A 21,037-nucleotide genomic window follows, 5' to 3' on the forward strand; every position below is an offset into this window, starting at 1 on the left:
GGGAGCTGACACTATGAATAATAAAGTATTACATCCAAGGGCTTTAGAGCCTGTAACTCTACTAATGATCGTCTTAACATCTGTTGTGGGGGCAATTATTGGGATACAGCTAATTACGACTTTAGGGATTTCTGCCAATACATCAATCGTAGGGGCAATATTTGCGATGATTCTTGGAAGAATACCGATTGGCAAGCTAATTGCCTTTAAATCTGTACACAGACAAAATATTATTCAAACGGCGATTTCTTCTGCTACATTTAGTGCAGCAAGTAGTTTAATGTTGCCAATTGGTATTCCATATGTATTAGGCTATGAAAATTTAGTATTACCATTGTTTATCGGTGTTATTTTAGCGATGTTTGTTGATGCTTTATTATTATATAAATTTTTCGATACAAAGATTTTCCCAGCAGCAGGTACTTGGCCACCGGGAATTGCAACAGCTGAAGCCATTAAAGCGGGCGATAAAGGCGGTAAGAATGCAAAGGTATTAATTGGTGGCGTGTTAATTGGTATCGTGGGATCTGTTTTGAAAATTCCAATGTCAGCTTTTGGGGTAGCGTTCATCGGTAATATTTGGGCACTGACGATGTTTGGGATTGGGCTTTTATTAAGAGGCTATTCTGTTCAATTATTTAATGTTGACTTAAATGCTTACTATATTCCACATGGCGTTATGATTGGTGCTGGGATTGTAGCACTTTTCCAAGTAGCTTTTGCCTTATTGAATAAAAAGTCGGCTAAAAAGTCAGAAGAGTTAAGCTATTCAAAAGATGCAAAAGAAATTCGACAAGCATTTGGTGTTGGGTTTATAGCATATTTAGCCATTGCTCTATTAATCGCTATTTTAGGCGGGATTATTTCACACATGTCTTTCGGTATGTTAATAGGATTCATCATCTTTGCAACGATTGCTGCATTTGTCCATGAGCTAATTGTAGGTATCGCAGCGATGCATGCGGGTTGGTTCCCTGCATTTGCAGTGGCATTTATTACACTGATTGTTGGTATTTTAATTGGTTTCCCAGCTCCAGCACTTGCATTACTAGCAGGGTATAGTGCTGCTACAGGGGTAGCATTTGCGGATATGGGCTATGACTTAAAAACTGGTTTCATTTTACGTGGTAATGGTAGTGATGTTGCATTAGAAAAAGAAGGTCGCAAGCAACAATTGATTGCTGGTATGCTAGCTTTTGCAATTTCCGCAGTTGTAGTATTGCTATCCTATAAATCTTATTTTGCACAGGATTTAGTAGCACCTGTTAACCATGTGTATGCAGCAACAATTCAATCAGGCGTTACAGGCGATGTAGCGAAACAATTAATGATTTGGGCGATTCCAGGTGCATTAATTCAGCTAATTGGTGGTTCAAAACGTCAAATGGGTATCTTATTTGCAACAGGTTTATTACTTGTCAATCCAATTGCTGGCTGGGCTGTATTAGTTGGTATCATACTTCGTGTTATTTTCACATATGTGACGAAAGGTAAGAGAGAATCTGAAATGACGGTCTTTGCAGCAGGTGTCATCGCTGGAGATGCGCTATATAGCTTCTTCTCTTCCATTCTAAAAATAGGGAAATAGAAAGGAGTCATGCTGAATGGCGAAAGGATTATCGTATGAGGATGGGATTGCTGCCGTTTATGGAGGAGCAATCCTTGGCGGAGGCGGCGGTGGTCTCCTAGAGGAAGGACTCAAGCTAGTGGAGGAAATCTTTGCAGCAGGCGAACCTCAAATCGTGGATATTACCGAATTAGACCAAGAAGATTTAGTTGCCTGTGTGGCAATGGTAGGTGCGCCATCAGCGGCCGATCAATATATTTCAAATGAACAGCTTTGTTGGAGCTATCGTAGTATGAACAACTATATCAATCGACGTCTAAAGGGCATCATTACCAATGAAAATGGTGCCATCACGACGATCAATGGCTGGTTGCAGTCAGTCTTATTAAATGTACCTGTTGTGGATGCTCCCTGTAATGGACGAGCACATCCAACGGGAATCATGGGTTCTTTAAATCTCCATGAACAACAAGAATATCAATCCGTACAATTTTATGCAGGAGGAAAAGGTGACTTCGCCGTTCAAGGCTTTGTGGAAGGGAATTTACACAGCACCGCAAAGACAGCACGCCAAGCTTCTATTTTAGCAGGCGGGCTAGTCGGGGTCACTCGAAATCCTGTGACGATTGACTATTTACAAAAACATGGCGCACCAAATGCGATTACCATGGCTATAGAGCTTGGCTATTGCTTCTTAAATGGGCAAACCTTTGAAGAAAAGCTAGCCCATGTGTTGCAGTATTTGAATGGCGTGCACATCGTATCAGGCGCTGTCACAAATTATTCGTTAACAAAGGAAAATGGCTTCGATGTAGGGGAATTATCAGTGGGTGATTACCATCTGACGTTCTGGAATGAATATATGACATTATTGAAGGAAGGGCAGGTACAATCCAAATTCCCAGATCTCATTATGACGTTCGATACAGAGAAAATGATGCCAGTTCCAAGTGCAAGTATTGAAGAAGGAATGCATGTCGCAGTGATTCATGTAGACCAATCTAACTTAAAATTAAGTACAACCATGCAAAACGAAGCACTATTGCGGGAAATTGATGAAGTGATCAAAGGCGTTCTATAAAGTAAGAAAATAAAACAGTAAAAGCTGCCATCATCTACTTGAATGTAAGATGGGCAGCTTTTATTTGTCCTTCAGCGGGATGGTAATACATTTTATCACAATCGTTCCTACTTCCTTTTTCACTTCATACATTGATGGCTTAAATGAATTTCTTACTGATTTGCACAACTCATCGAACGTGGTATTCACAAGCTGTAAGCAATTATCGTGTACGATTTTCATTAAAGGGAGGAGCTACGTTCATACATAATCAAGGTATTGACTAGAAGAAGGTAACAACCAGTAATGAAAAAACAATGCACTTCTGCTACAACTGGCGAAATCCTTTTGGTCATGCAACAAACTAACTTGTTGTTCACATTTTCGGCATGTACATTTGGCTATGCGGGTTAAACAAAGAATTTCTAAGGGAAAGTGTTCACTTTTATTTGTTTAGATGATAGGTTTTCAATACGCACGTCATCTTTTAAACAGGTTATTCAATTGTAAGCCCGCTGAAGTTAATGTTAAATCTGTTAAACACACAGCTGTTGTACATTGCTGAAAAATATGAGGTACAGAACAAATAGCTGTTCTGTACGTTTATCATACAATATTCTGAAAAATTAGTCAATTGAAATGGATTTGATTTTTAATTTTCTAGATTACCTCTTATGTAATAAAATACAGTATAATTTTGTAGGAAAGGAATGAGTGAAGACTATGAATCATTTAATGAATAAAGTACGTGAAATATATGATCAATTTGATGCTAGTCATGATTTTCAACATATTGAACGTGTCTATCAAAATGCATTAGCTATCCTACATAGCGAGCCAACAGCAGATGAAGAAGTTGTGAAAATAGCGGTGCTTTTACATGATGTCAGTGACAAAAAGTATACAGATAGCAAGGAAAAGGAAGAACAGCTTATTGCGGAATTATCTGTTAGTGAGGGTAAAAAGCAACATATTCGAGATTGCATTGCTCAAGTGTCATTTAATGGTGGGAATGAGCTAGAAGCAACATCATTGGAAGCAAAAATCGTACGAGATGCAGATCGTTTAGATGCGATTGGTGCTATTGGCATTGCCAGAACATTTGCTTATGGTGGCGCAAAAGGTCGCAAGCTTTATGATAAGGAAGAAGAAGCACGCACAAATATGTCAGAGTCAGAATATCGTCAAAACAATACCGCGTCTGTTACTCATTTTTATGAGAAATTATTACTGCTAAAAGATTTAATGGTGACGGAAAAGGGCAAGCAAATGGCACTTGAACGTCATCAATTTATGGAAAGTTTTTTAAAGCAACTCCAGCACGAAATCGGTCAATAGCACATAGCACAAAAACCGCTTTTCACTTTGAAGGGCGGTTTTTGTGCTTCATTCGGCTATGGTCTTCGTAGTACAAAAATAATGAAGCGTGCATTTCCTATGGCAAGTAGCATTTTAGTTTTGTAGTGATTATTGGAGGCGCAACAAATGAGGAATCCTTCATCATGCTACTCCATTACCATTTAATAGCTTAGATGGATTCATTAAAAAAAGGGGATATCGTTGTTGTTAATGCTTCCCAAATGATTGTCAGGTCTGCTTGGGAAGTGCGCCAATTACTGAAAGCCGCACGAATAGCTGGCATACCTTTGTAGACAGTTGGCGTCATGTATACTTTGCCTTGCTGATTTAAAGTCGTTAAAAATTGTTGGTTCATTTCAGCTGTCAGTGCCTCATGATTGACAGCGAAGCATACGATATTCAGTCGAACAGGTGCTAGCAATGTAAAGTAGGGACTGTCATCTATTTTATGACCAAGCTGTTGTGCAAGCAGTACATTTTCTTCTATTAATTGTTGGTAGCCCAATTTACCATAGGCCTGTAAAGAAAACCAAGCAGGCAGCGCACGAAATCGACGTGAATTTTCAGGTGTAAGATCACAGAAATCTGGATTTTCAAGGGAACTACCAAGATAGGCAGCATTATTTTGAAAAACGGTTGCTTGCAACGATTGATGACGGGTAAATTGCATAGCCGCATCATAAGGGACGTTCAGCCATTTATGTGCGTCAATTGTAATAGAATCTGCATTATTCATGCCCTCGATAAAGTGACGATACTTTGGTGAACAGGCTGCAAAGCCACCAAAAGCCGCATCGATATGAAGCCAGAAAGGATATCGCTTTTTTAGCTCGCCAATTGCTTGTAAATCATCAAAGTCAACCGTATTGACAGTTCCCGCATTTGCTACAACTATACAAGGTTCATGTAGGTTTTCTTCAAGAAACTGCTGTAATTTTGTGATGTCAATGGCTTCTCGCTGTTCTAGGCATAGCATAGTATGAATGGAATTTCTTCCCATACCAAGCATAGAAGTTGCTTTGATTATACTTGAGTGGGGCGTTCCGCTAACAATCTTTATTGGAGGGATACCATATAGACCATCCAGAGCAGTGTTTTTTCCATAGTATTGTGCAATCCATTCCCTTGCTTGAGCAAGTCCTACAAAATTAGCCATCGTAGCCCCACTGACAAATGTTCCTCGATAATCATCGCTTAATAGCAATAACTCCTTTAGCATGTCAATTGTCGCAAGCTCCATTGAACCTGCAATAGAGCCCTTAGAATGGGATAAATTTTGATCGTAAATACTTACTAACCAATCTCCAACAATCGAAGCAGGGGTAGATCCACCTGTGACAAAACCCAAGTATCTTGAGCCTACACTACTATTTAAGCCTTCAGCAAATTGCTTTGTAAAATATTGAAGTGTTGCCTGAGCACCCTCACCCACTTCTGGAAGTGTCGGAGTAGGAAGGCTAGGGGAATGGTTCGTTACAGCTCTATGCTCCAGATTAGTAAAAAAATTGGCTGCATGGTCAACTACATCCATTAAAAGCGTTTTTATTTTTTCCTGATCTTGCTTCATGTTCATCATGTGTCATCATTTCCCTTCATTTTAACTTAGCTATTTCTGCCTCTACACTATATAGTGATATATATAACAGTCAAATGAAGACTATAACAGTTGGAGGTCCAATGGAAATAAAGCTGAATCGTCAGTCCGATCAATCTTTAATTACTCAGATTTCAACTATCCTTGCAGAAAAAATAAGGTCAGAATTTTTACAGGAAGGGAGCCAATTACCTTCTATTCGGAGCTTTTCAAAAGAAAATCAAGTGAGTCCTGTCACGGTCAGTAAGGCATATGCCTTATTAGAAAGAAATGGTTATATTGAAGTGATACATGGCAAGGGGGCGTTTGTTCGAAACAAAGAACAAAGAAGCACAAATGAGAGCGGTAGTGATTATAATTGGCAACTAACCATTCCTGATTACATTCAACGTTCACAATCTATGTTAAATAAAAGAATGGAATATGCGATGAAATTCTCCAGTGCGACCATCCACCCTGGATTATTACCCTCTGTTTATTTGGTGAATGAAATTGTGGCGATATTACAGGCAGATCCTCAGATTGTGGCTCGTTATGGATCGGTACAGGGGGATGAAGATGCACGAAAGGCAATCCGAGACTATGTCAAAACATATAGTAATATTGCCACAACACCACAGGAAATTATTGTGACAAACGGTGTACAACAAGGTATAGATTTAGTGGCTAAAACATTTATTGGACCTGGAGATATTGTCATTACCGAAGCTCCTACATATACAGCAGCAATCGATGTCTTTAGAAATCGTGGGGCCCACATTATTCCCATACCAGTAGACGAGGAAGGAATGCAGACAGCTCTTCTAGCGACACTCTGCCTAAGCAAACAGCCAAAGCTTATCTATACAAATCCTACCTTCCATAATCCCACAGGCACAGTTTTAACTAAAGCAAGAAGGAGAGAATTACTGGATCTTGCCCAACAATATGGCTTTCTTATTGTAGAGGACGATTCATGGAATGAAATTTATTTTGACGATAACCCACCACCACCACCTCTGAAAGCTTTAGATACAAGTGGTCATGTTATTTATTTAAAAGGCTTTAGTAAGACGTTGGCCCCGAGCTGTAGAATCGGCGCTATCCTTTCAAAAGGTACCGTTCATCAACGACTTTTATCTGCCAAATCCAGTGCCGATTCGGGTAATCCCTTATTAACACAAAAGGCACTGATTCCATTTTTACGTTCAGACCGAATGCATGCCCATTTAGAAAAACTGCGCATTGCGCTTGAGATAAGAAGGGATCAAACGATTGCATTGTTGAATAAGCATGCACCAAAGGGCGTTACATGGATCGAACCAAAAGGTGGACTTAATATTTGGGTGTCTTTACCTAGTAATGGCAATACGGATGAGCTGTTATGGAAGGCTCAACAAGACCAAATTACCTTTTTACCAAGCTCAGCTTGTTATCCAGGAGAGCCACAATATCACCATCTAAGAATTAGTTACTCTTATCCTGAACCCCACGACTTAACACAAGGAATCATCAAGCTTTGTCAGCTTATGGAATCCTATTTACAGGACATGCCACCAGTTCGTTGATAGTTTGTTGTTCTTTGTTTACCTGCGGTTTGATGTTATGATGAATAGTGGATATCAATAATCGTCTACATAAAAATCGTGTGGGCATGAACAATACCTAACATGAAAGAGATGGAATAGTGGAATGAGTCATTTAATTGTACAAAATTTAACCAAAACAGTGGGCGATAAAACGCTTTTTCAAAATATTGAATTTACCATTTATGAGGGAGAGCGGGCAGGCCTAATCGGTATAAATGGAACGGGAAAATCAACCCTGTTATCCATTTTAGCTGGGGACATGGAAGCGGATTCGATGACAGTAGATCGTCCGAATAAATACCGTGTCGCTTATTTACCACAGGAGCCTACATTTCAGGCAGGTGAAACAGTTTTACAAGCTGTCTTTTCAGGCGATTCGCCCATTTTACAGCTGAATCGTCAATATGAGGAAACGGTTGCTGCACTAGCAAGTAACCCAACATCCGAAAGTTTACAAAAGACGTTATTTAGTCTGCAACAGCGCATGGATGAAGAGCAGGCATGGGATGTCAATGCCCTTGCAAAGACGGCCTTAACAAAGCTTGGGATTGAAACTTTTGAAAAAGAGGTACTAACGCTATCAGGCGGTCAGCAAAAACGTGTTGCATTAGCGAAGGTGTTAATTGAACCAGCGGATCTTTACTTATTAGATGAGCCCACCAACCATTTAGATGTACAGTCTACAGAATGGCTTCAAGAGATGGTCTTACGATTAAAGGGTGCAGTGATTTTCATCACCCACGATCGTTATTTCTTAGATGAATTATCAACACATATTTACGAGTTAGCAAATCAAACCTTGTATCGTCATACAGGGAATTACGGTGATTATTTAGAGGCGCGAGCTATTCGTGAGGAGATGCAAGCTGCTTCTGCACAGAAGGATCGCAATCGTTATCGTTCAGAATTAAAATGGATACGTCGTGGTGCGAAGGCGCGTTCAACTAAGCAAAAGGCTCGTATTCAACGCTTTGAAAAGCTAGAAGAAAACCTAGAACGCAAAACAGAAGATGTTTCCTTGGATATGGGACTTGCGACAACACGTCTTGGACGTAAAGTGCTGGAGGCTGAGAAAATTTCGAAAGCCTTTGGCCAGCAAAAAATCCTTGAAAACTTCTCATTTCTACTACAGCAAGGTGATCGAATTGGCATTATCGGCGCGAACGGTGTAGGAAAATCAACTTTGTTGAACATGCTAGCAGGAGAGCTGACACCCGATCAAGGTGAAATTCTTGTTGGGTCAACGGTCAAGCTGGCACATTTCAAGCAAACATTGCCGAAAATGAATGAAAATGAGCGCATGATTGAATATATACGTGAGGCTTCAAATGATATTACCGATGCAGAGGGTGTCCGTTACTCAGCTGCTCAAATGCTGGAGCGCTTTTTATTCCCGTTGCATGCTCATGGTACTCCAATTGGAAAATTATCGGGCGGTGAGCGCAAGCGTCTTCATTTATTACGTTTATTGATGGAGCAACCAAACGTCTTATTATTGGACGAGCCAACGAATGATTTAGATATTGAAACATTAGGTGTACTAGAGGATTTCATCGAGCATTTCCCAGGCGTGGTTATCACGATTTCCCATGATCGTTTCTTCCTCGACCGTATTGCGAAAAAGCTATGGATACTAGATGGTCAGGGACAAGTAGAGGAAACACTGGATCTATACAGTGAGTATCTGGAGAAACGTGAGCAGACAGCTACTGTCAAAGTAGAACCGCCAAAAGTAGAAAAGGCCAAATCAGAAAAGCCAAAATCAGACAAAAAAAAGCTATCGTTTAAAGAGCAAAAAGAATGGGAAACGATTGCAGACGAGATAGAGAAAACAGAAACTGCTATTATGGAGACCGAAGAAGGAATCGCCAATGCAGGCTCAGATTTTACCAAGCTACAGGAATTAACAGCTAAGTTGGATGAGTTAAATGCACAGTATGAGCATCTAATTGAAAGATGGTCGTATTTAGATGAAATAGTTAACGGATAAGGAGCGATAGACATGAAGATTATTACCATTGAACCGACGCCAAGTCCCAATTCTATGAAGATTGTTGTTGATACAGAGCTACCATTCGGGAAGAGCTATAATTTTACAAAGGATAATAAAGACGAAGCAACAGGCGAGGCGGCTGCTATTTTAGCGATTGAGGGAGTAAAGGGCGTTTACCACGTAGCCGATTTCTTTGCGGTTGAGCGCAATGCCAAATATGCATGGGAAGGTATTTTAGCAGGTATTCGTCAAGTGTTAGGGGAAGATGTCCAAACACAAGAAGAAACGGTTGTGGGCAATGAATTTTATGGAGAGGTTTATGTGCATGTACAGTTTTACAAGCAGGTGCCTTTACAAGTAAAAGTTTTTGATAACCAACGCGAATATCGTATTAGCTGTGGAGACCGTTTTGTCGATGCTTTTAATCAAATTATTGAGTCAGCAGTAGATGAAAACTATATTTTCCAACGTAAGTGGATTGATTATGGGGTTCGCTACGGTGAGCTGGAGGAAATTGCTGAAACAGTCAAGCAGGAGATCGATGTCACTTATTCTGCAGACCGTTTAGCGGAAATTGTCGCAGCAATCAATAATGATGGTGAAAAAGCGGCTGTGAAAACGGACAAACTCAAAGTTACGGTAGAGCAGTTCCAGCAACCTGAATGGGAGAAACGCTTCCAGCTGCTCGATCAAATGGCTGATCCTGAGCTAGACGATCTACCGCTATTAGATTTAGCCTTACAGGATGAACAAATGTCTATCCGTCGACTAGCTACCGTGTACTTAGGCATGATTGAGGATGTGGCAGTTGTACCTTATTTAGAAAGAGCCCTACAAGATAAAAGTGCAGCAGTGCGTCGAACAGCAGGTGACTGTATGAGTGACCTTGGCTTTGTAGAATTTGAAGAAGCCATGCAGCAAGCCTTACAGGACAAAAACAAATTGGTTCGCTGGCGAGCAGCGATGTATTTATATGAGGTCGGCACGGAGCAATCCTTACCAGCATTGAAGGCTGCTGAGGACGACAAAGAATTCGAAGTGAAGCTACAAGTGAAAATGGCCATTGCCCGTATCGAACAGGGCGAGGAAGCAAAAGGCTCGGTCTGGAAGCAAATGACCGAATCCCGTCAACAATAATCAGGAAAAAACCAGCATGTGCTGGTTTTTTTCTGTTTTGTCATGGTTGGATTTGCGCTCATAAGTGGTTGAGGCTGCTCCTGAATAGTGAGGGTCTTGCTCCAAGAAGTTGGAAAGTCGTTCGTAAGAAGTGAGGACCTGATCTAAAAAGGGGTAAGCTCGCTCTAAAAAGTAAGAAAGCCGCTCGTAAGAAGCGAATACCCGCTCCAAAAAGAGAGAAAGCCGCTCGTAAGAAGTGGGAACTCGCTCCAAAAAGTAAGAAAGCCGCTCGTAATAAGTGAGAACCCGCTCCAAAAAGAGAGAAAGCCGCTCCTAAGAAGCGAAAGCCCGCTCTAAAAAGAGAGAGAGCCGCTCCTAAGAAGCGAAAGCCCGCTCTAAAAAGTAAGAAAGCCGCTCGTAAGAAGTGAGAACCCGCTCCAAAAAAAGTATTACCTTCTTCCAAACTAAAAATCTATCAACCATCCAAAACCACTCCTAAAATCGAAACCAATCATCTCCTGCATTCAATGAATTGATCGAAAAACCGTGTAAAACAGAAAAAAATGTTGTTTTCTAGTGATTTATTGCTAAACAAAAAGTTAAGGGCGTTCTTTGAATCATTAACATATTGTCTAGTTTCATAGAGAAAGGACAATGTTAAAATAACATAAATTCAGAATATTCTTTAAAAATAGGAGGTCCTTTGCATGACAGTAACTAGTTTAAAGACAACAAAATCGTATGTGCGTGATCGTGAGGCGGTCATCGATCTAACACAGAAGCTCGTGCGCATTGAAAGCGTTTACCGTGAGAACGATCCGAAGGGCAATGAGCAAGAGGTGGCAACTTTTGTAGCGGCGTATTTACGAGATATCGGGATCGAGACGCATATCGAGGAGGTTGTGCCAGGGCGACCGAATGTCATTGGCATTATTGATTCGGGCAAGCCTGGGAAAACATTACTTTTCGAAGGACATACGGATGTGGTGACAGAGGGCAATCGAGAGGCTTGGGCCTATGATCCATTTGGAGCAGAAATTGTAGATGGGCGTATGTATGGCAGGGGAACGAATGATACAAAAGGGAATCTTGCTTGTATGATTACGGCTTGTCAGTCATTGCTACTAGATCAAGAGGCGTTTACAGGCAAGATTATTTTATGTATTCCTTGTGATGAAGAAGGGCTTATGCTAGGCATTAAACATTTTATTAAAAATGGTTGGGCTGATGGTGTGGATGGTGCGATTATCTGTGAACCACAGGAAAATAATGTGTGTATTGCACAACGTGGGGCTATTCGTTTACAGGTAGATATTTTCGGAAAAATGGCGCATGGTGCGATTTCATGGAGTGGCATCAATCCTAACTGGCGTATGGCGCGCTTCATCGTAGAGCTTGAAAAGCTGGAAAAAGAGGAGCAAGCACGATTAGGGCGTGATCCAATGCTGAATTGGCCATCTATTACACCTACGATTTTACGTGCGCCTGTAAAAGGCGATGCACAAATCAATGTTATTCCGGATCATTGTATGACAACACTCGATATTCGTACGGTGCCTGCGCAGGACCATGATGAACTGCTCGGCAAGATTGAAGCGATTATTAAACGATTACAAGCAGATGATCCTGATTTCAAAGTTGAACTGACGGTTCTTGATAACCGACCTGCAACTGCAACAGCGAAGGAAGACCCTGTTGTACAGGCTATTTATGAGGCTGTGGCAGAGGTAACAGAAAAGGAACCAAAATATAACGGTGTTCCAGGTGCGACAGATGGTACGTTTCTTCATGTGCATGGTATTCCCATTGTAACGGTTGGTGCAGGAGATCGAGAAATCCCTCATCAAATCAATGAGTATGTGGATATTGAAGAATTGGCAGAAACAACAGCCATTTACCGTTTAGCAGCATTAAAATTTTTGGCGGGTGATGCACAATGACGGCTATCAAAATAGCAGTAATACCAGGAGATGGCATAGGAAAAGAGGTTATGCAGGAAGCGTTAAAAGTTTTAAATTGTTTGCAAGAACAACATAGCTCTTTACAAATTGAAACAACCGTCTTTCCTTGGAGCTCCGATTACTACGTGCAGCATGGCTGTATGATGCCTAATGATGCACTTGCAACACTTCAAACATATGATGCGATTTTATTTGGTGCTATTGGCGATGCTCGTGTGCCCGATGATGTTACCGTTTGGGAATTAATTATGCCCATTCGAAAGCATTTTCAGCAATATGTGAATTTCCGTCCTATTAAATCGCTACCTGGAATAGCGTCGCCCTTGGCTAACGGAAAAGAAATTGACTTTGTGATCTTCCGTGAGAATGCAGAGGGTGAATATTCGGACAGTGGTGGCCGACTGTACCAACAGCAGCCGCAGGAAATGACGATACAAAATACAATCATGACACGAATTGGGATTGAAAAGATTGTCCATGCTGCCTGTGATTATGCGAAGCAACACGGTAAAACCAAAATAACAAGTGCGACAAAATCGAATGCCATTATTCATTCGATGAAATTCTGGGACGAGCATACTAGCAAAACGGTGGCGCAAAGCTCACCAGCACTACAGCTCGAATCCATTTATATCGATGCGCTCGTCGCCTATTTCGTAGAACGACCACAGAATTTTGAGGTGGTGGTGGCGTCCAATTTATTTGGCGATATTTTATCCGATTTAGGCTCTGCTATTGTTGGAGGACTTGGCCTGTCTCCATCGGCCAACCTAAATCCAGAAAAGGATTTTCCGTCGATGTTTGAGCCTGTTCATGGCTCAGCACCAGATATTGCAGGTAAGGGCATTGCCAATCCAATCGCTCAAATTTGGTCGCTTGCCTTACTGCTTGGCCATCAAGGCAGACCAGATTTAGAACAGCTCATTGTTAAAGCCATTACAGCTGTGCTGCAGGAAGGCGTTGTGAAAACAGCAGATATTGGTGGACAAGCGACAACAGCACAAATGGGCGATGCGATTTGTCAGGAAATTATTAATAGAACTTTAACAGCAGGAGGTGTTTAGCATGTCAGTTGAGCAAAAGGTGATTGTGGTTACTGGTGCAGGAGGCGGTATGGGAAAGGCTATTATTCAAGAGCAATTAAAGCAGGGCAATCGAGTTGTTGGACTTGATCTATCCATAGATGCCTTATTAGATATTGCACAGGATGCCCTTCAATGCTTTGAGGTCAATGTATTACAGGAGGAACGTGTGCAAGATATCTGTCAGCAGGTTTTTGATAAGTATGGCAGAATAGATGGTCTTGTTAATGCACTGGGAATTGCCCAGTCAGCTACACCGATTGAAGAGGTCACAATGGATGAATGGAATCGTTTAATGGATGTTAATGTGAAAAGTTTATTTATCACGACAAAGGCAGTTGTCCCTTTTATGAAAAAACAGCAAAGGGGTTCTATTATTACAATTGCCTCCATTTCAGCAGTGCGACCAAGACCAGGCTTACAGGCTTATATTGCGTCAAAGGGTGCAGCAGAGAGCTTTACGAGAGGACTGGCAATTGAACTAGCATCTAGTCAAATTCGGGTTAATACAATTCATCCAGGACCAGCAGACACACAAATGCTTGGTCAATTTGCCGCACAGGGTGCAGATATAGAGCAGACGAAGCAAAGTGTCTTTGTGCAATCTGTGCCACTAGGACGATTGGTGAAGCCAGCGGATATAGCAGGAGCTGTTAATTATTTACTCTCAGATGCAGCAAGCATGGTCACAGGAACGACATTACATGTAGATGGTGGCCGTGGATTATAGGAGGGGTACAATGAAAAAAATTCCTATGTTGATAGATGGTGAGTGGGTTCACGGTGATGCACAGGCATACCTCGATGTTAAGAATCCCTCAACAGGTGAAGTGATTGCACAAATTAGCAACGCGAGTAAAGAACATGTAGAAGAGGCAGTACATGCAGCTCGTGTAGCCTTTGAACGAGAAGACTGGCGTCAATGGAAAGCCTATGAACGTGGGCAGTTATTGATCGAATTTGCTCATTATATTCGTAAGCATGCAGAGGAATGGAGTTTACTAGAATGTCGGGATGTAGGAAAGCCCTTATCACAGGCACGAGCAGATATTGAAGCAGCGGCTCGCTATTTTGAATTTTATGGCGGTGCAGCGGATAAGGTGATGGGGGATACAATTCCGATTGAGGATGGGCTATTAAATGCAGTAGTGCTAGAGCCAGTGGGTATTACGGTACATATTGTGCCATGGAATTATCCGATTCAAATTACGGCAAGAAGTGTAGCAGCCGCTATAGCAACTGGTAATGCAGTCATTGTGAAAAGTGCGGAGGATACACCGCTAACAACGCATGCCATTGCAGAATGGTTCGCCGATAAGTTGCCGAAAGGGATTTTCCAGCATATTACGGGCTTGGGACGAGAGGTTGGTCCTTATTTAACCTCACATCCCGATATTAATCATATTACGTTTACAGGCTCTGTTCCGACAGGAATTGCGGTGATGAAGGCGGCTGCAGAAAATGTTGTGCCTGTGACATTAGAGCTTGGTGGTAAATCTCCTAATATTGTTTTTGCGGATGCTAACATGGAGCAGGCATTAGAGGGAGTCGTACGTGCGATTATCCAAAATGCTGGTCAAACTTGTTCAGCAGGGGCACGTTTACTCATTGAGGAACATATAAAAGACTCCTTCATTTCACGATTAGCGCAAAGATTCCAAGCGATCCAAGTAGGACCAGGTGAAGCAGATATGGAGATGGGACCATTACTGAATGAACAACAATATAAAAAAATCACTGCATTATTACAGCAAGCAAAGGTAGATGGCTATGTTGTGACGGGTGGGGAACCATTGACATTGGCAGGCTATGAGAAAGGCTTTTATGTTCAGCCAACTATACTTGATGGTGTCGATCCAAATGATCCATTAGCTCAGGAGGAAATTTTCGGTCCAGTGTTAACCGTCTTGACATTTTCCTCTGTAGAGGAGGCCATCGCATTAGCTAATAGTACGGACTATGGCCTAGTGGCGGGCATTTGGTCACAAAATATCGATACGGCTCATTATGTGGCAAGTCGTGTGCAGGCGGGCCAAGTATTTGTCAATAATTATGGGGCTGCTGGAGGCATTCAAATGCCATTTGGAGGCTATAAAAAAAGCGGAATTGGTCGAGAGAAGGGCTTTGTTGCACTGCGAAACTATACGCAAATGAAAAATATCGCTATACGCTATGCACCACCTAATCAACACTGAGATGGAGGGACGCATATGGAACAGCCAAAAGAAAAAGATGTACTTTTAGAGGTCAATCACTTATCAATTAAATTCCATTTAAAGAATGGGAAAGAGGCAAAAGTAGTTGAAGATGTGAATTTTACTATTCATAAAGGAGAAACCGTTGCACTGGTCGGTGAATCAGGAAGTGGCAAAAGTATTACATCCTTAGCCATTATGCGGTTGTTGCCTATACCTCCAGGAGAAATTACGACAGGCTCTATCACTTTAAACGGTAAAAATCTACTTACCTATAAAAATAAAGAAATGAGCCGTATTCGAGGCAATGAAATTAGTATGATTTTTCAAGAGCCTATGACCTCTTTAGATCCCGTTTTTACGATTGGCAATCAAATGATTGAAGGCATACGAAGACACCAAAAGGTATCGAAAAAAGAGGCATGGAATAAAGCGCTACAGCTTTTAAAAGAAGTCGGGATTGCGAATGCAGAAAAGGTCATTGCGGAATATCCTCACCAACTATCAGGCGGGATGCGACAACGCGTTATGATTGCCATCGCAATGTCTAATAATCCGCAGCTATTGATTGCGGATGAGCCAACTACTGCACTTGATGTCACGGTTCAGGCACAGATTTTAAAGCTGATGCTAAAAATGAAGGAAGAGCATCGATCGGCCATTTTATTCATTACCCATGATATGAGCGTTGTTGCAGAGACAGCAGACCGCGTTATGGTAATGTATGCAGGACAGATTGTCGAGGAAGCCCCAGTAAGAGAGCTCTTTTTAAATCCACAGCATCCTTATACAACAGCACTTTTAAAGACAATGCCAAGCCTTGAAACAGATGTCAAAAGGCTACCATCGATTCCTGGTACAGTGCCACCAGCGTATGCATTACCTGATGGCTGTCGCTTTGCGCCACGTTGTCCTCATGCGCTGGCACATTGTCATCAGGAGCAACCTGCTGTTTATCATATTCAAGAGGCACATAAGGTACGCTGTCATTTATTCACGGAGAAAGGAGAGCTGGCTCATGACGGAGAAAGAAGTTTTGTTGGAAATTAATCATTTAAAAGCCTACTTTCCTGTGAAGCGTAAGTCGATGAAGGAAGAGAAAAAGGTCATTAAAGCGGTCGATGATATTTCGATTGAGATTTATAGAGGGGAAACACTTGGTATTGTTGGCGAATCAGGCTCAGGAAAGTCCACCTTTGGGCGAACAATTTTAAAGCTTGTTGAACCAACAGCAGGAGAAGTGTTGTATAAAGGACAACCCATCCAGCATTTAAAGGGGAATAAGCTACAAAGTTATCGCAATCAAATGCAAATGATTTTTCAAGATCCCTTTGCCTCTCTCAATCCGCGGATGCGAATCGGTTCTATAATCGAAGAACCGATGAAGCTGCAACTAACATTGACGAAGGAGCAACGCAAAGAGCGTGTGAAGGAGCTATTACAAAAGGTAGGGCTACCTGAGGATGCCATGCATAAGTTTCCCCATGAATTTTCCGGTGGGCAGCGGCAGCGTATTGGAATTGCACGGGCATTAGCGATTCATCCAGAATTCATAATTGCTGATGAGCCCGTTTCAGCACTGGATGTGTCGGTGCAATCACAAGTGCTTAATCTCATGATGGATTTACAGGATGAATTTCAATTAACCTATTTATTTATTTCACATGATTTAAGCGTTGTGAAGCATATTAGTGACCGTGTGGCAGTGCTGTATTTAGGGAGAGTAGTGGAGGTTGGGACAAAGAAGGAGCTATATGCCAATGCGTTACATCCCTACACACAAGCATTACTATCTGCAATACCAGTTGTTAATTTTGATGAGCCCAAACAAGAAATACTTTTACAGGGCGAGTTACCAAGTCCAATGAATCCACCTGTTGGCTGTGTCTTTCATACACGTTGCCCGTATGTGATGGAAAGATGCCATCAGGAGAGACCGCAGCTTCTCAATGAAAATGATCATCAACGAGTTGCCTGTTTTTTATATGACAAAAAATCAGAAAATTATAATTATTTAAAAAGTGAGGTGTGAAGAATGTTTGGCAATATAACGGATGTGCCAGGTGTTAAGGTAGGACATCGCGAGAATAAGGAGGGCATCACAGGCTGTACGGCGCTAGTAGTGGAAAACGGAGCTGTTTGTGGAGTGGATGTTCGAGGCTCTGCACCAGGTACTCGTGAAACTGATGCGTTAGATCCCATCAATGAAATTGACCGGGTCCATGCCATTTGTTTAGCTGGGGGTAGTGCGTTTGGGTTAGATGCTGCTACAGGCGTCATGCAATTTTTAGAGGAGCAAGGGATTGGGGTCGATGCAGGGGTAGCGAAAATACCGATTGTACCAAGTGCAGTACTCTTTGACTTGTTTATCGGTGATCCGCATGCACGACCCACTGCACTTATGGGCTATGAAGCGGCACAAGCGGCACAAGTTGGCTCATTTCCAAACGGCAATGTAGGCGCAGGCTACGGAGCAACTGTAGGCAAATTAGCTGGTCCAGAATTTGCAATGAAGGGTGGGCTTGGTAGTGCTTCCTATGCGGGGAAAGATGGTCTTGTAGCAGGTGCTATCGTGGCTGTCAATGCAGTAGGAGATGTCAAGGACCCTACAACAAGGCAAATTTTAGCTGGAGCAAGAGATAAGCATTCTGGTCAATGGGTGGATTGCTGTGCCTATCTAGAGGAGCATGCGCAATCAGAGGCTTTAGCGGGTACCAATACAACCATTGGTGTTGTGGCAGTGAATGCCAAGCTAACGAAGGCAGAGGCTAAAAAGATTGCGCAGCTTACGCAAAATGCCTTAGCACGCACGATTTATCCTGTTCATACGATGCTGGATGGCGATACGATTTTTGTACTCGGTACAGGAGATCAATGCTATGCACTTGATTATTTAGGGCAGCTAGCAACAAAGGTGATGGAGGAAGCGATTCTAGCTGGCATTAAAGCCGCTGAGCAATTGGCGGATGTTGAAAGTTATACAAGCATTCAAAAGAAAAGCACTTAGGAAAAGGGGGAACAGCCATGCAATGGAAGAAAAGCGGATTGTTACTACTAACAGTGTTGATGGCAATCGTTATGGCAGCTTGTTCAAGTGATGGAGAGAAAACGACGACTACTTCAGGTACTACAGATGGTCAAACGGCAACAGATGTTCCACAGGAAATTGTTGTGCGTGTGAATGATGATCCAGATTTTTTAGATCCACATAAAGCGACAGCGTCCATTTCGTATCAAATGATTCTAAATATCTTTGAGGGGCTAATGGCTCCTGAAACAGATGGCTCCTTAAAAGAGGGACTTGCGGAAAGCTATGAAATCTCTGAGGATGGCTTAACCTATACGTTTAAAATTCGCCAAGGTGTGAAGTTTCATAATGGTGATGACTTAACGATGGAGGATATTCAATATTCCTTTGACCGTTTAATGGGGAAAAATGGTGGAGAAAAAATGTCCAATAGCTTTGATAACGTAGCATCTACAGAGGCGCCTGATGCAAGTACATTTGTGATCAAGCTAAAAGAGCCAAATTCAAATTTCCTGTATTCATTAACAGGGAGACAATCAGCTATTATTCCAAAGAGCAATGATGGGAAGCATAATGAAAATCCAATTGGTACAGGTCCATTTGCCTTTGTGAAATATGCACCAGGTACAAATTTAGAGCTTAAGAAAAATGAACAGTATTGGCAGGAAGGATTACCTTATTTGAATAAAGTAACCTTTGCCTTCCAATCAGATGATCAGGCAGCCATTATGAGCTTGATGGCTAACGAAGTTGATTTAACGAGTGTTCCTTGGCACCGTGTGAGCGAGGTAGAGGGAAGCTATAATTTATCACACCAAAATAATAACTCTTCTCTTATTGTTACATTTAACGAAACAAAGGCACCATTTGATAATGTGAAGGTTCGTCAAGCAATCAATTACGCAATTAGTAAAGCCGATATTATTGACTCTGTTTTTGCAGGCTATGCTGTGCCACTTGGCTCTAATATGAGTCCAGCGATGGGCGATTTCCAAAAGAAGGGCTTAGAAAGCATGTATGAGCGAGATGTGGAAAAAGCGAAGGCGTTATTAGCAGAAGCAGGATATCCTGATGGCTTTAAAACAAAAATTACCGTGTCTTCACACAATGATATTTACTCAAATATTGCACAAATTGTCGTGGCTAATTTGCAAGAAATCGGAATTGATGTAGAAATTGAAGTAGTGGAATGGGGAATTTGGCTAGATCGCGTTTACTTTGGCCGTGACTATGCAATGACAACGATTGACTTAACAGGTCGTGCATCTGCTTTTGAAGTGTTGAATGATTACATTTCTACAAACGATAGTGAAAACTTCTTCTTATTTAAAAATGAAGAATACGACAAAATTATGGCTGATGTTTTAAAGGAAACCGACCAGGCTAAGCAAATAGAGTACTATCATCGTGCACAGGAAATATTAGCAGAGCAGGCGACAGCAGTATATATTGCGGATTATCAAATCGTTTGGGGATCTGACAAACAGGTGACGGGGCTCAAGAGCTATCCATTCTGGTTCCACGATATGTCAGAGGTCAAGTTTTCAAACTAGAAAGGGATGAGTGCTTATGATGTATATTCTACGTCGAATCGTCCTGTTAATAACAACCATCCTTCTAGTATCCATTATTACATTTGGTGTTTTTCAAATTTTACCCGGTGATCCAGTTCGCACAATGCTAGGGACAGAGGCGGATCCCACTCAAATTGAAAATTTACGATCTGAGCTTGGCTTGGATCGTCCTCTTTATGAACAATATGTGGATTGGATGAAGGGCTTATTGACAGGGCAATTAGGGAATTCCATTCGATTTTCCATGCCAGTAAAAGAATTATTATTTGATCGACTTCCTGTCACCATGTCATTAGCAGGGCTTACCCTTATCATTGTCTTAATCATCTCATTACCTTTAGGGATGTTTGCAGCAAGAAGACAAAATAAATTAAGTGATGTGTCATTATCGACTGTAACCCAAATCGGTATGGCAGTGCCTTCCTTTTGGCTAGGGATGATGCTTATTCTTTACATTGGCCTACAGTTCAGCTTCTTTAAAATTAGTGGCTATATACCTTGGACACAAAGTGTAGCAGGAGCACTCAGTACGCTAATTCTTCCAGCTTTAACCATTGCAATCCCACAAATTGCGGTGAATTTTCGTTATGTTCGTACAGCCATTTTGGAGCAGGTCCAGCTCGATTATGTCCGCACGATACGCAGTAAAGGGATGTCAGAACAAAATGTAATGTATAAGCATGTGTTGAAAAATTCCATGATTCCGATATTGACGGTTTTTGGGTTGATTATGGCGGAGGTTGTGGCAGGAACGATTATTGTGGAGCAGGTGTTTTCATTGCCAGGGATTGGTCAGTTATTGATTACGGCTATCAGTAACCGTGATTTTCCACTCGTACAAGGAATCGTTATGTATATTACAGTAGCTGTTGTCATGATTAATTTTATCGTCGATGTTTTATATTCTGTGTTGGACCCTAGAATTCGATTACGTTAAGAG

General features: G+C 41.6%; 16 protein-coding genes. 15 read left to right on the plus strand and 1 reads right to left on the minus strand.

The window, feature by feature from the left end:
* Positions 1 to 13 precede the first annotated feature (13 nt).
* From MHB39_RS08470 to MHB39_RS08480, 3 genes are all read left to right on the plus strand, one after another.
* Positions 14 to 1,588: an OPT/YSL family transporter gene (locus MHB39_RS08470; protein WP_342546286.1), complete on the plus strand. Its 1,575-nt coding sequence runs from the start codon at positions 14 to 16 to the stop codon at positions 1,586 to 1,588.
* Positions 1,589 to 1,604: 16 nt separating this feature from the next.
* Positions 1,605 to 2,648: a DUF917 family protein gene (locus MHB39_RS08475; RefSeq protein WP_342546288.1), complete on the plus strand. Its 1,044-nt coding sequence runs from the start codon at positions 1,605 to 1,607 to the stop codon at positions 2,646 to 2,648.
* A 702-nt stretch (positions 2,649 to 3,350) separates the two neighbouring features.
* Entirely contained in the window at positions 3,351 to 3,965 is a 615-nt protein-coding gene (locus tag MHB39_RS08480) for an HD domain-containing protein (protein WP_342546289.1), read from the plus strand.
* A 190-nt stretch (positions 3,966 to 4,155) separates the two neighbouring features.
* On the opposite strand, the gene MHB39_RS08485 is transcribed toward MHB39_RS08480, so the two are convergent.
* Entirely contained in the window at positions 4,156 to 5,562 is a 1,407-nt protein-coding gene (locus tag MHB39_RS08485) for a pyridoxal-dependent decarboxylase (RefSeq protein WP_342546290.1), read from the minus strand.
* Between the two features lie 101 nt (positions 5,563 to 5,663).
* Between MHB39_RS08485 and MHB39_RS08490 the strand changes: the two genes are divergently transcribed.
* From MHB39_RS08490 to MHB39_RS08545, 12 genes are all read left to right on the plus strand, one after another.
* Positions 5,664 to 7,127 (plus strand): PLP-dependent aminotransferase family protein, encoded by a 1,464-nt coding sequence (locus MHB39_RS08490; protein WP_342546291.1) that lies wholly within the window; start codon positions 5,664 to 5,666, stop codon positions 7,125 to 7,127.
* Positions 7,128 to 7,251: 124 nt separating this feature from the next.
* Complete coding sequence (locus MHB39_RS08495; RefSeq protein WP_342546292.1) at positions 7,252 to 9,138, plus strand: ABC-F family ATP-binding cassette domain-containing protein; 1,887 nt, start codon at positions 7,252 to 7,254, stop codon at positions 9,136 to 9,138.
* 12 nt (positions 9,139 to 9,150) lie between these two features.
* A complete protein-coding gene (locus tag MHB39_RS08500; protein WP_342546293.1) occupies positions 9,151 to 10,278 on the plus strand; it encodes a virulence factor in 1,128 nt (375 codons plus the stop codon).
* Between the two features lie 686 nt (positions 10,279 to 10,964).
* Positions 10,965 to 12,197: a M20 family metallopeptidase gene (locus MHB39_RS08505; RefSeq protein ID WP_036076336.1), complete on the plus strand. Its 1,233-nt coding sequence runs from the start codon at positions 10,965 to 10,967 to the stop codon at positions 12,195 to 12,197.
* Positions 12,194 to 13,282 (plus strand): tartrate dehydrogenase, encoded by a 1,089-nt coding sequence (locus MHB39_RS08510; protein ID WP_258860061.1) that lies wholly within the window; start codon positions 12,194 to 12,196, stop codon positions 13,280 to 13,282. Before MHB39_RS08505 ends, MHB39_RS08510 begins: the two co-directional genes overlap by 4 nt.
* 1 nt (position 13,283) lies before the next feature.
* Entirely contained in the window at positions 13,284 to 14,030 is a 747-nt protein-coding gene (locus tag MHB39_RS08515) for a glucose 1-dehydrogenase (protein ID WP_342546294.1), read from the plus strand.
* Positions 14,031 to 14,040: 10 nt separating this feature from the next.
* Positions 14,041 to 15,495 carry an aldehyde dehydrogenase family protein gene (locus MHB39_RS08520; protein ID WP_342546295.1) on the plus strand — a complete coding sequence of 485 codons (1,455 nt, stop codon included), beginning with the start codon at positions 14,041 to 14,043 and terminating at the stop codon, positions 15,493 to 15,495.
* A gap of 15 nt (positions 15,496 to 15,510) precedes the next feature.
* Complete coding sequence (locus MHB39_RS08525; RefSeq protein ID WP_016994360.1) at positions 15,511 to 16,545, plus strand: ABC transporter ATP-binding protein; 1,035 nt, start codon at positions 15,511 to 15,513, stop codon at positions 16,543 to 16,545.
* Entirely contained in the window at positions 16,514 to 17,527 is a 1,014-nt protein-coding gene (locus MHB39_RS08530; protein WP_333005773.1) for a dipeptide ABC transporter ATP-binding protein, read from the plus strand. Before MHB39_RS08525 ends, MHB39_RS08530 begins: the two co-directional genes overlap by 32 nt.
* Before the next feature lie 3 nt (positions 17,528 to 17,530).
* Positions 17,531 to 18,502 carry a P1 family peptidase gene (locus tag MHB39_RS08535; RefSeq protein WP_016994362.1) on the plus strand — a complete coding sequence of 324 codons (972 nt, stop codon included), beginning with the start codon at positions 17,531 to 17,533 and terminating at the stop codon, positions 18,500 to 18,502.
* A gap of 17 nt (positions 18,503 to 18,519) precedes the next feature.
* Positions 18,520 to 20,076, plus strand: coding sequence for an ABC transporter substrate-binding protein (locus tag MHB39_RS08540; protein ID WP_036076341.1), 1,557 nt, complete (start codon positions 18,520 to 18,522; stop codon positions 20,074 to 20,076).
* A gap of 16 nt (positions 20,077 to 20,092) precedes the next feature.
* Positions 20,093 to 21,034, plus strand: a complete 942-nt coding sequence (locus MHB39_RS08545; protein ID WP_342546296.1) for an ABC transporter permease — start codon at positions 20,093 to 20,095, stop codon at positions 21,032 to 21,034.
* The last annotated feature ends 3 nt before the right edge of the window (positions 21,035 to 21,037 follow it).

It is taken from the genome of Lysinibacillus sp. FSL K6-4013 (assembly GCF_038630435.1).
In the GTDB taxonomy this organism is placed as follows: Bacteria; Bacillota; Bacilli; order Bacillales_A; family Planococcaceae; genus Lysinibacillus; species Lysinibacillus boronitolerans.

Bases quoted from the DNA above. Each gene is read 5' to 3' on its own strand.
- MHB39_RS08470 (WP_342546286.1), top strand. From the start codon at position 14: ATGAATAATAAAGTATTACATCCAAGGGCTTTAGAGCCTGTAACTCTA.
- MHB39_RS08475 (WP_342546288.1), top strand. From the start codon at position 1,605: ATGGCGAAAGGATTATCGTATGAGGATGGGATTGCTGCCGTTTATGGA.
- MHB39_RS08480 (WP_342546289.1), top strand. From the start codon at position 3,351: ATGAATCATTTAATGAATAAAGTACGTGAAATATATGATCAATTTGAT.
- MHB39_RS08485 (WP_342546290.1), bottom strand. From the start codon at position 5,562: ATGATGAACATGAAGCAAGATCAGGAAAAAATAAAAACGCTTTTAATG.
- MHB39_RS08490 (WP_342546291.1), top strand. From the start codon at position 5,664: ATGGAAATAAAGCTGAATCGTCAGTCCGATCAATCTTTAATTACTCAG.
- MHB39_RS08495 (WP_342546292.1), top strand. From the start codon at position 7,252: ATGAGTCATTTAATTGTACAAAATTTAACCAAAACAGTGGGCGATAAA.
- MHB39_RS08500 (WP_342546293.1), top strand. From the start codon at position 9,151: ATGAAGATTATTACCATTGAACCGACGCCAAGTCCCAATTCTATGAAG.
- MHB39_RS08505 (WP_036076336.1), top strand. From the start codon at position 10,965: ATGACAGTAACTAGTTTAAAGACAACAAAATCGTATGTGCGTGATCGT.
- MHB39_RS08510 (WP_258860061.1), top strand. From the start codon at position 12,194: ATGACGGCTATCAAAATAGCAGTAATACCAGGAGATGGCATAGGAAAA.
- MHB39_RS08515 (WP_342546294.1), top strand. From the start codon at position 13,284: ATGTCAGTTGAGCAAAAGGTGATTGTGGTTACTGGTGCAGGAGGCGGT.
- MHB39_RS08520 (WP_342546295.1), top strand. From the start codon at position 14,041: ATGAAAAAAATTCCTATGTTGATAGATGGTGAGTGGGTTCACGGTGAT.
- MHB39_RS08525 (WP_016994360.1), top strand. From the start codon at position 15,511: ATGGAACAGCCAAAAGAAAAAGATGTACTTTTAGAGGTCAATCACTTA.
- MHB39_RS08530 (WP_333005773.1), top strand. From the start codon at position 16,514: ATGACGGAGAAAGAAGTTTTGTTGGAAATTAATCATTTAAAAGCCTAC.
- MHB39_RS08535 (WP_016994362.1), top strand. From the start codon at position 17,531: ATGTTTGGCAATATAACGGATGTGCCAGGTGTTAAGGTAGGACATCGC.
- MHB39_RS08540 (WP_036076341.1), top strand. From the start codon at position 18,520: ATGCAATGGAAGAAAAGCGGATTGTTACTACTAACAGTGTTGATGGCA.
- MHB39_RS08545 (WP_342546296.1), top strand. From the start codon at position 20,093: ATGATGTATATTCTACGTCGAATCGTCCTGTTAATAACAACCATCCTT.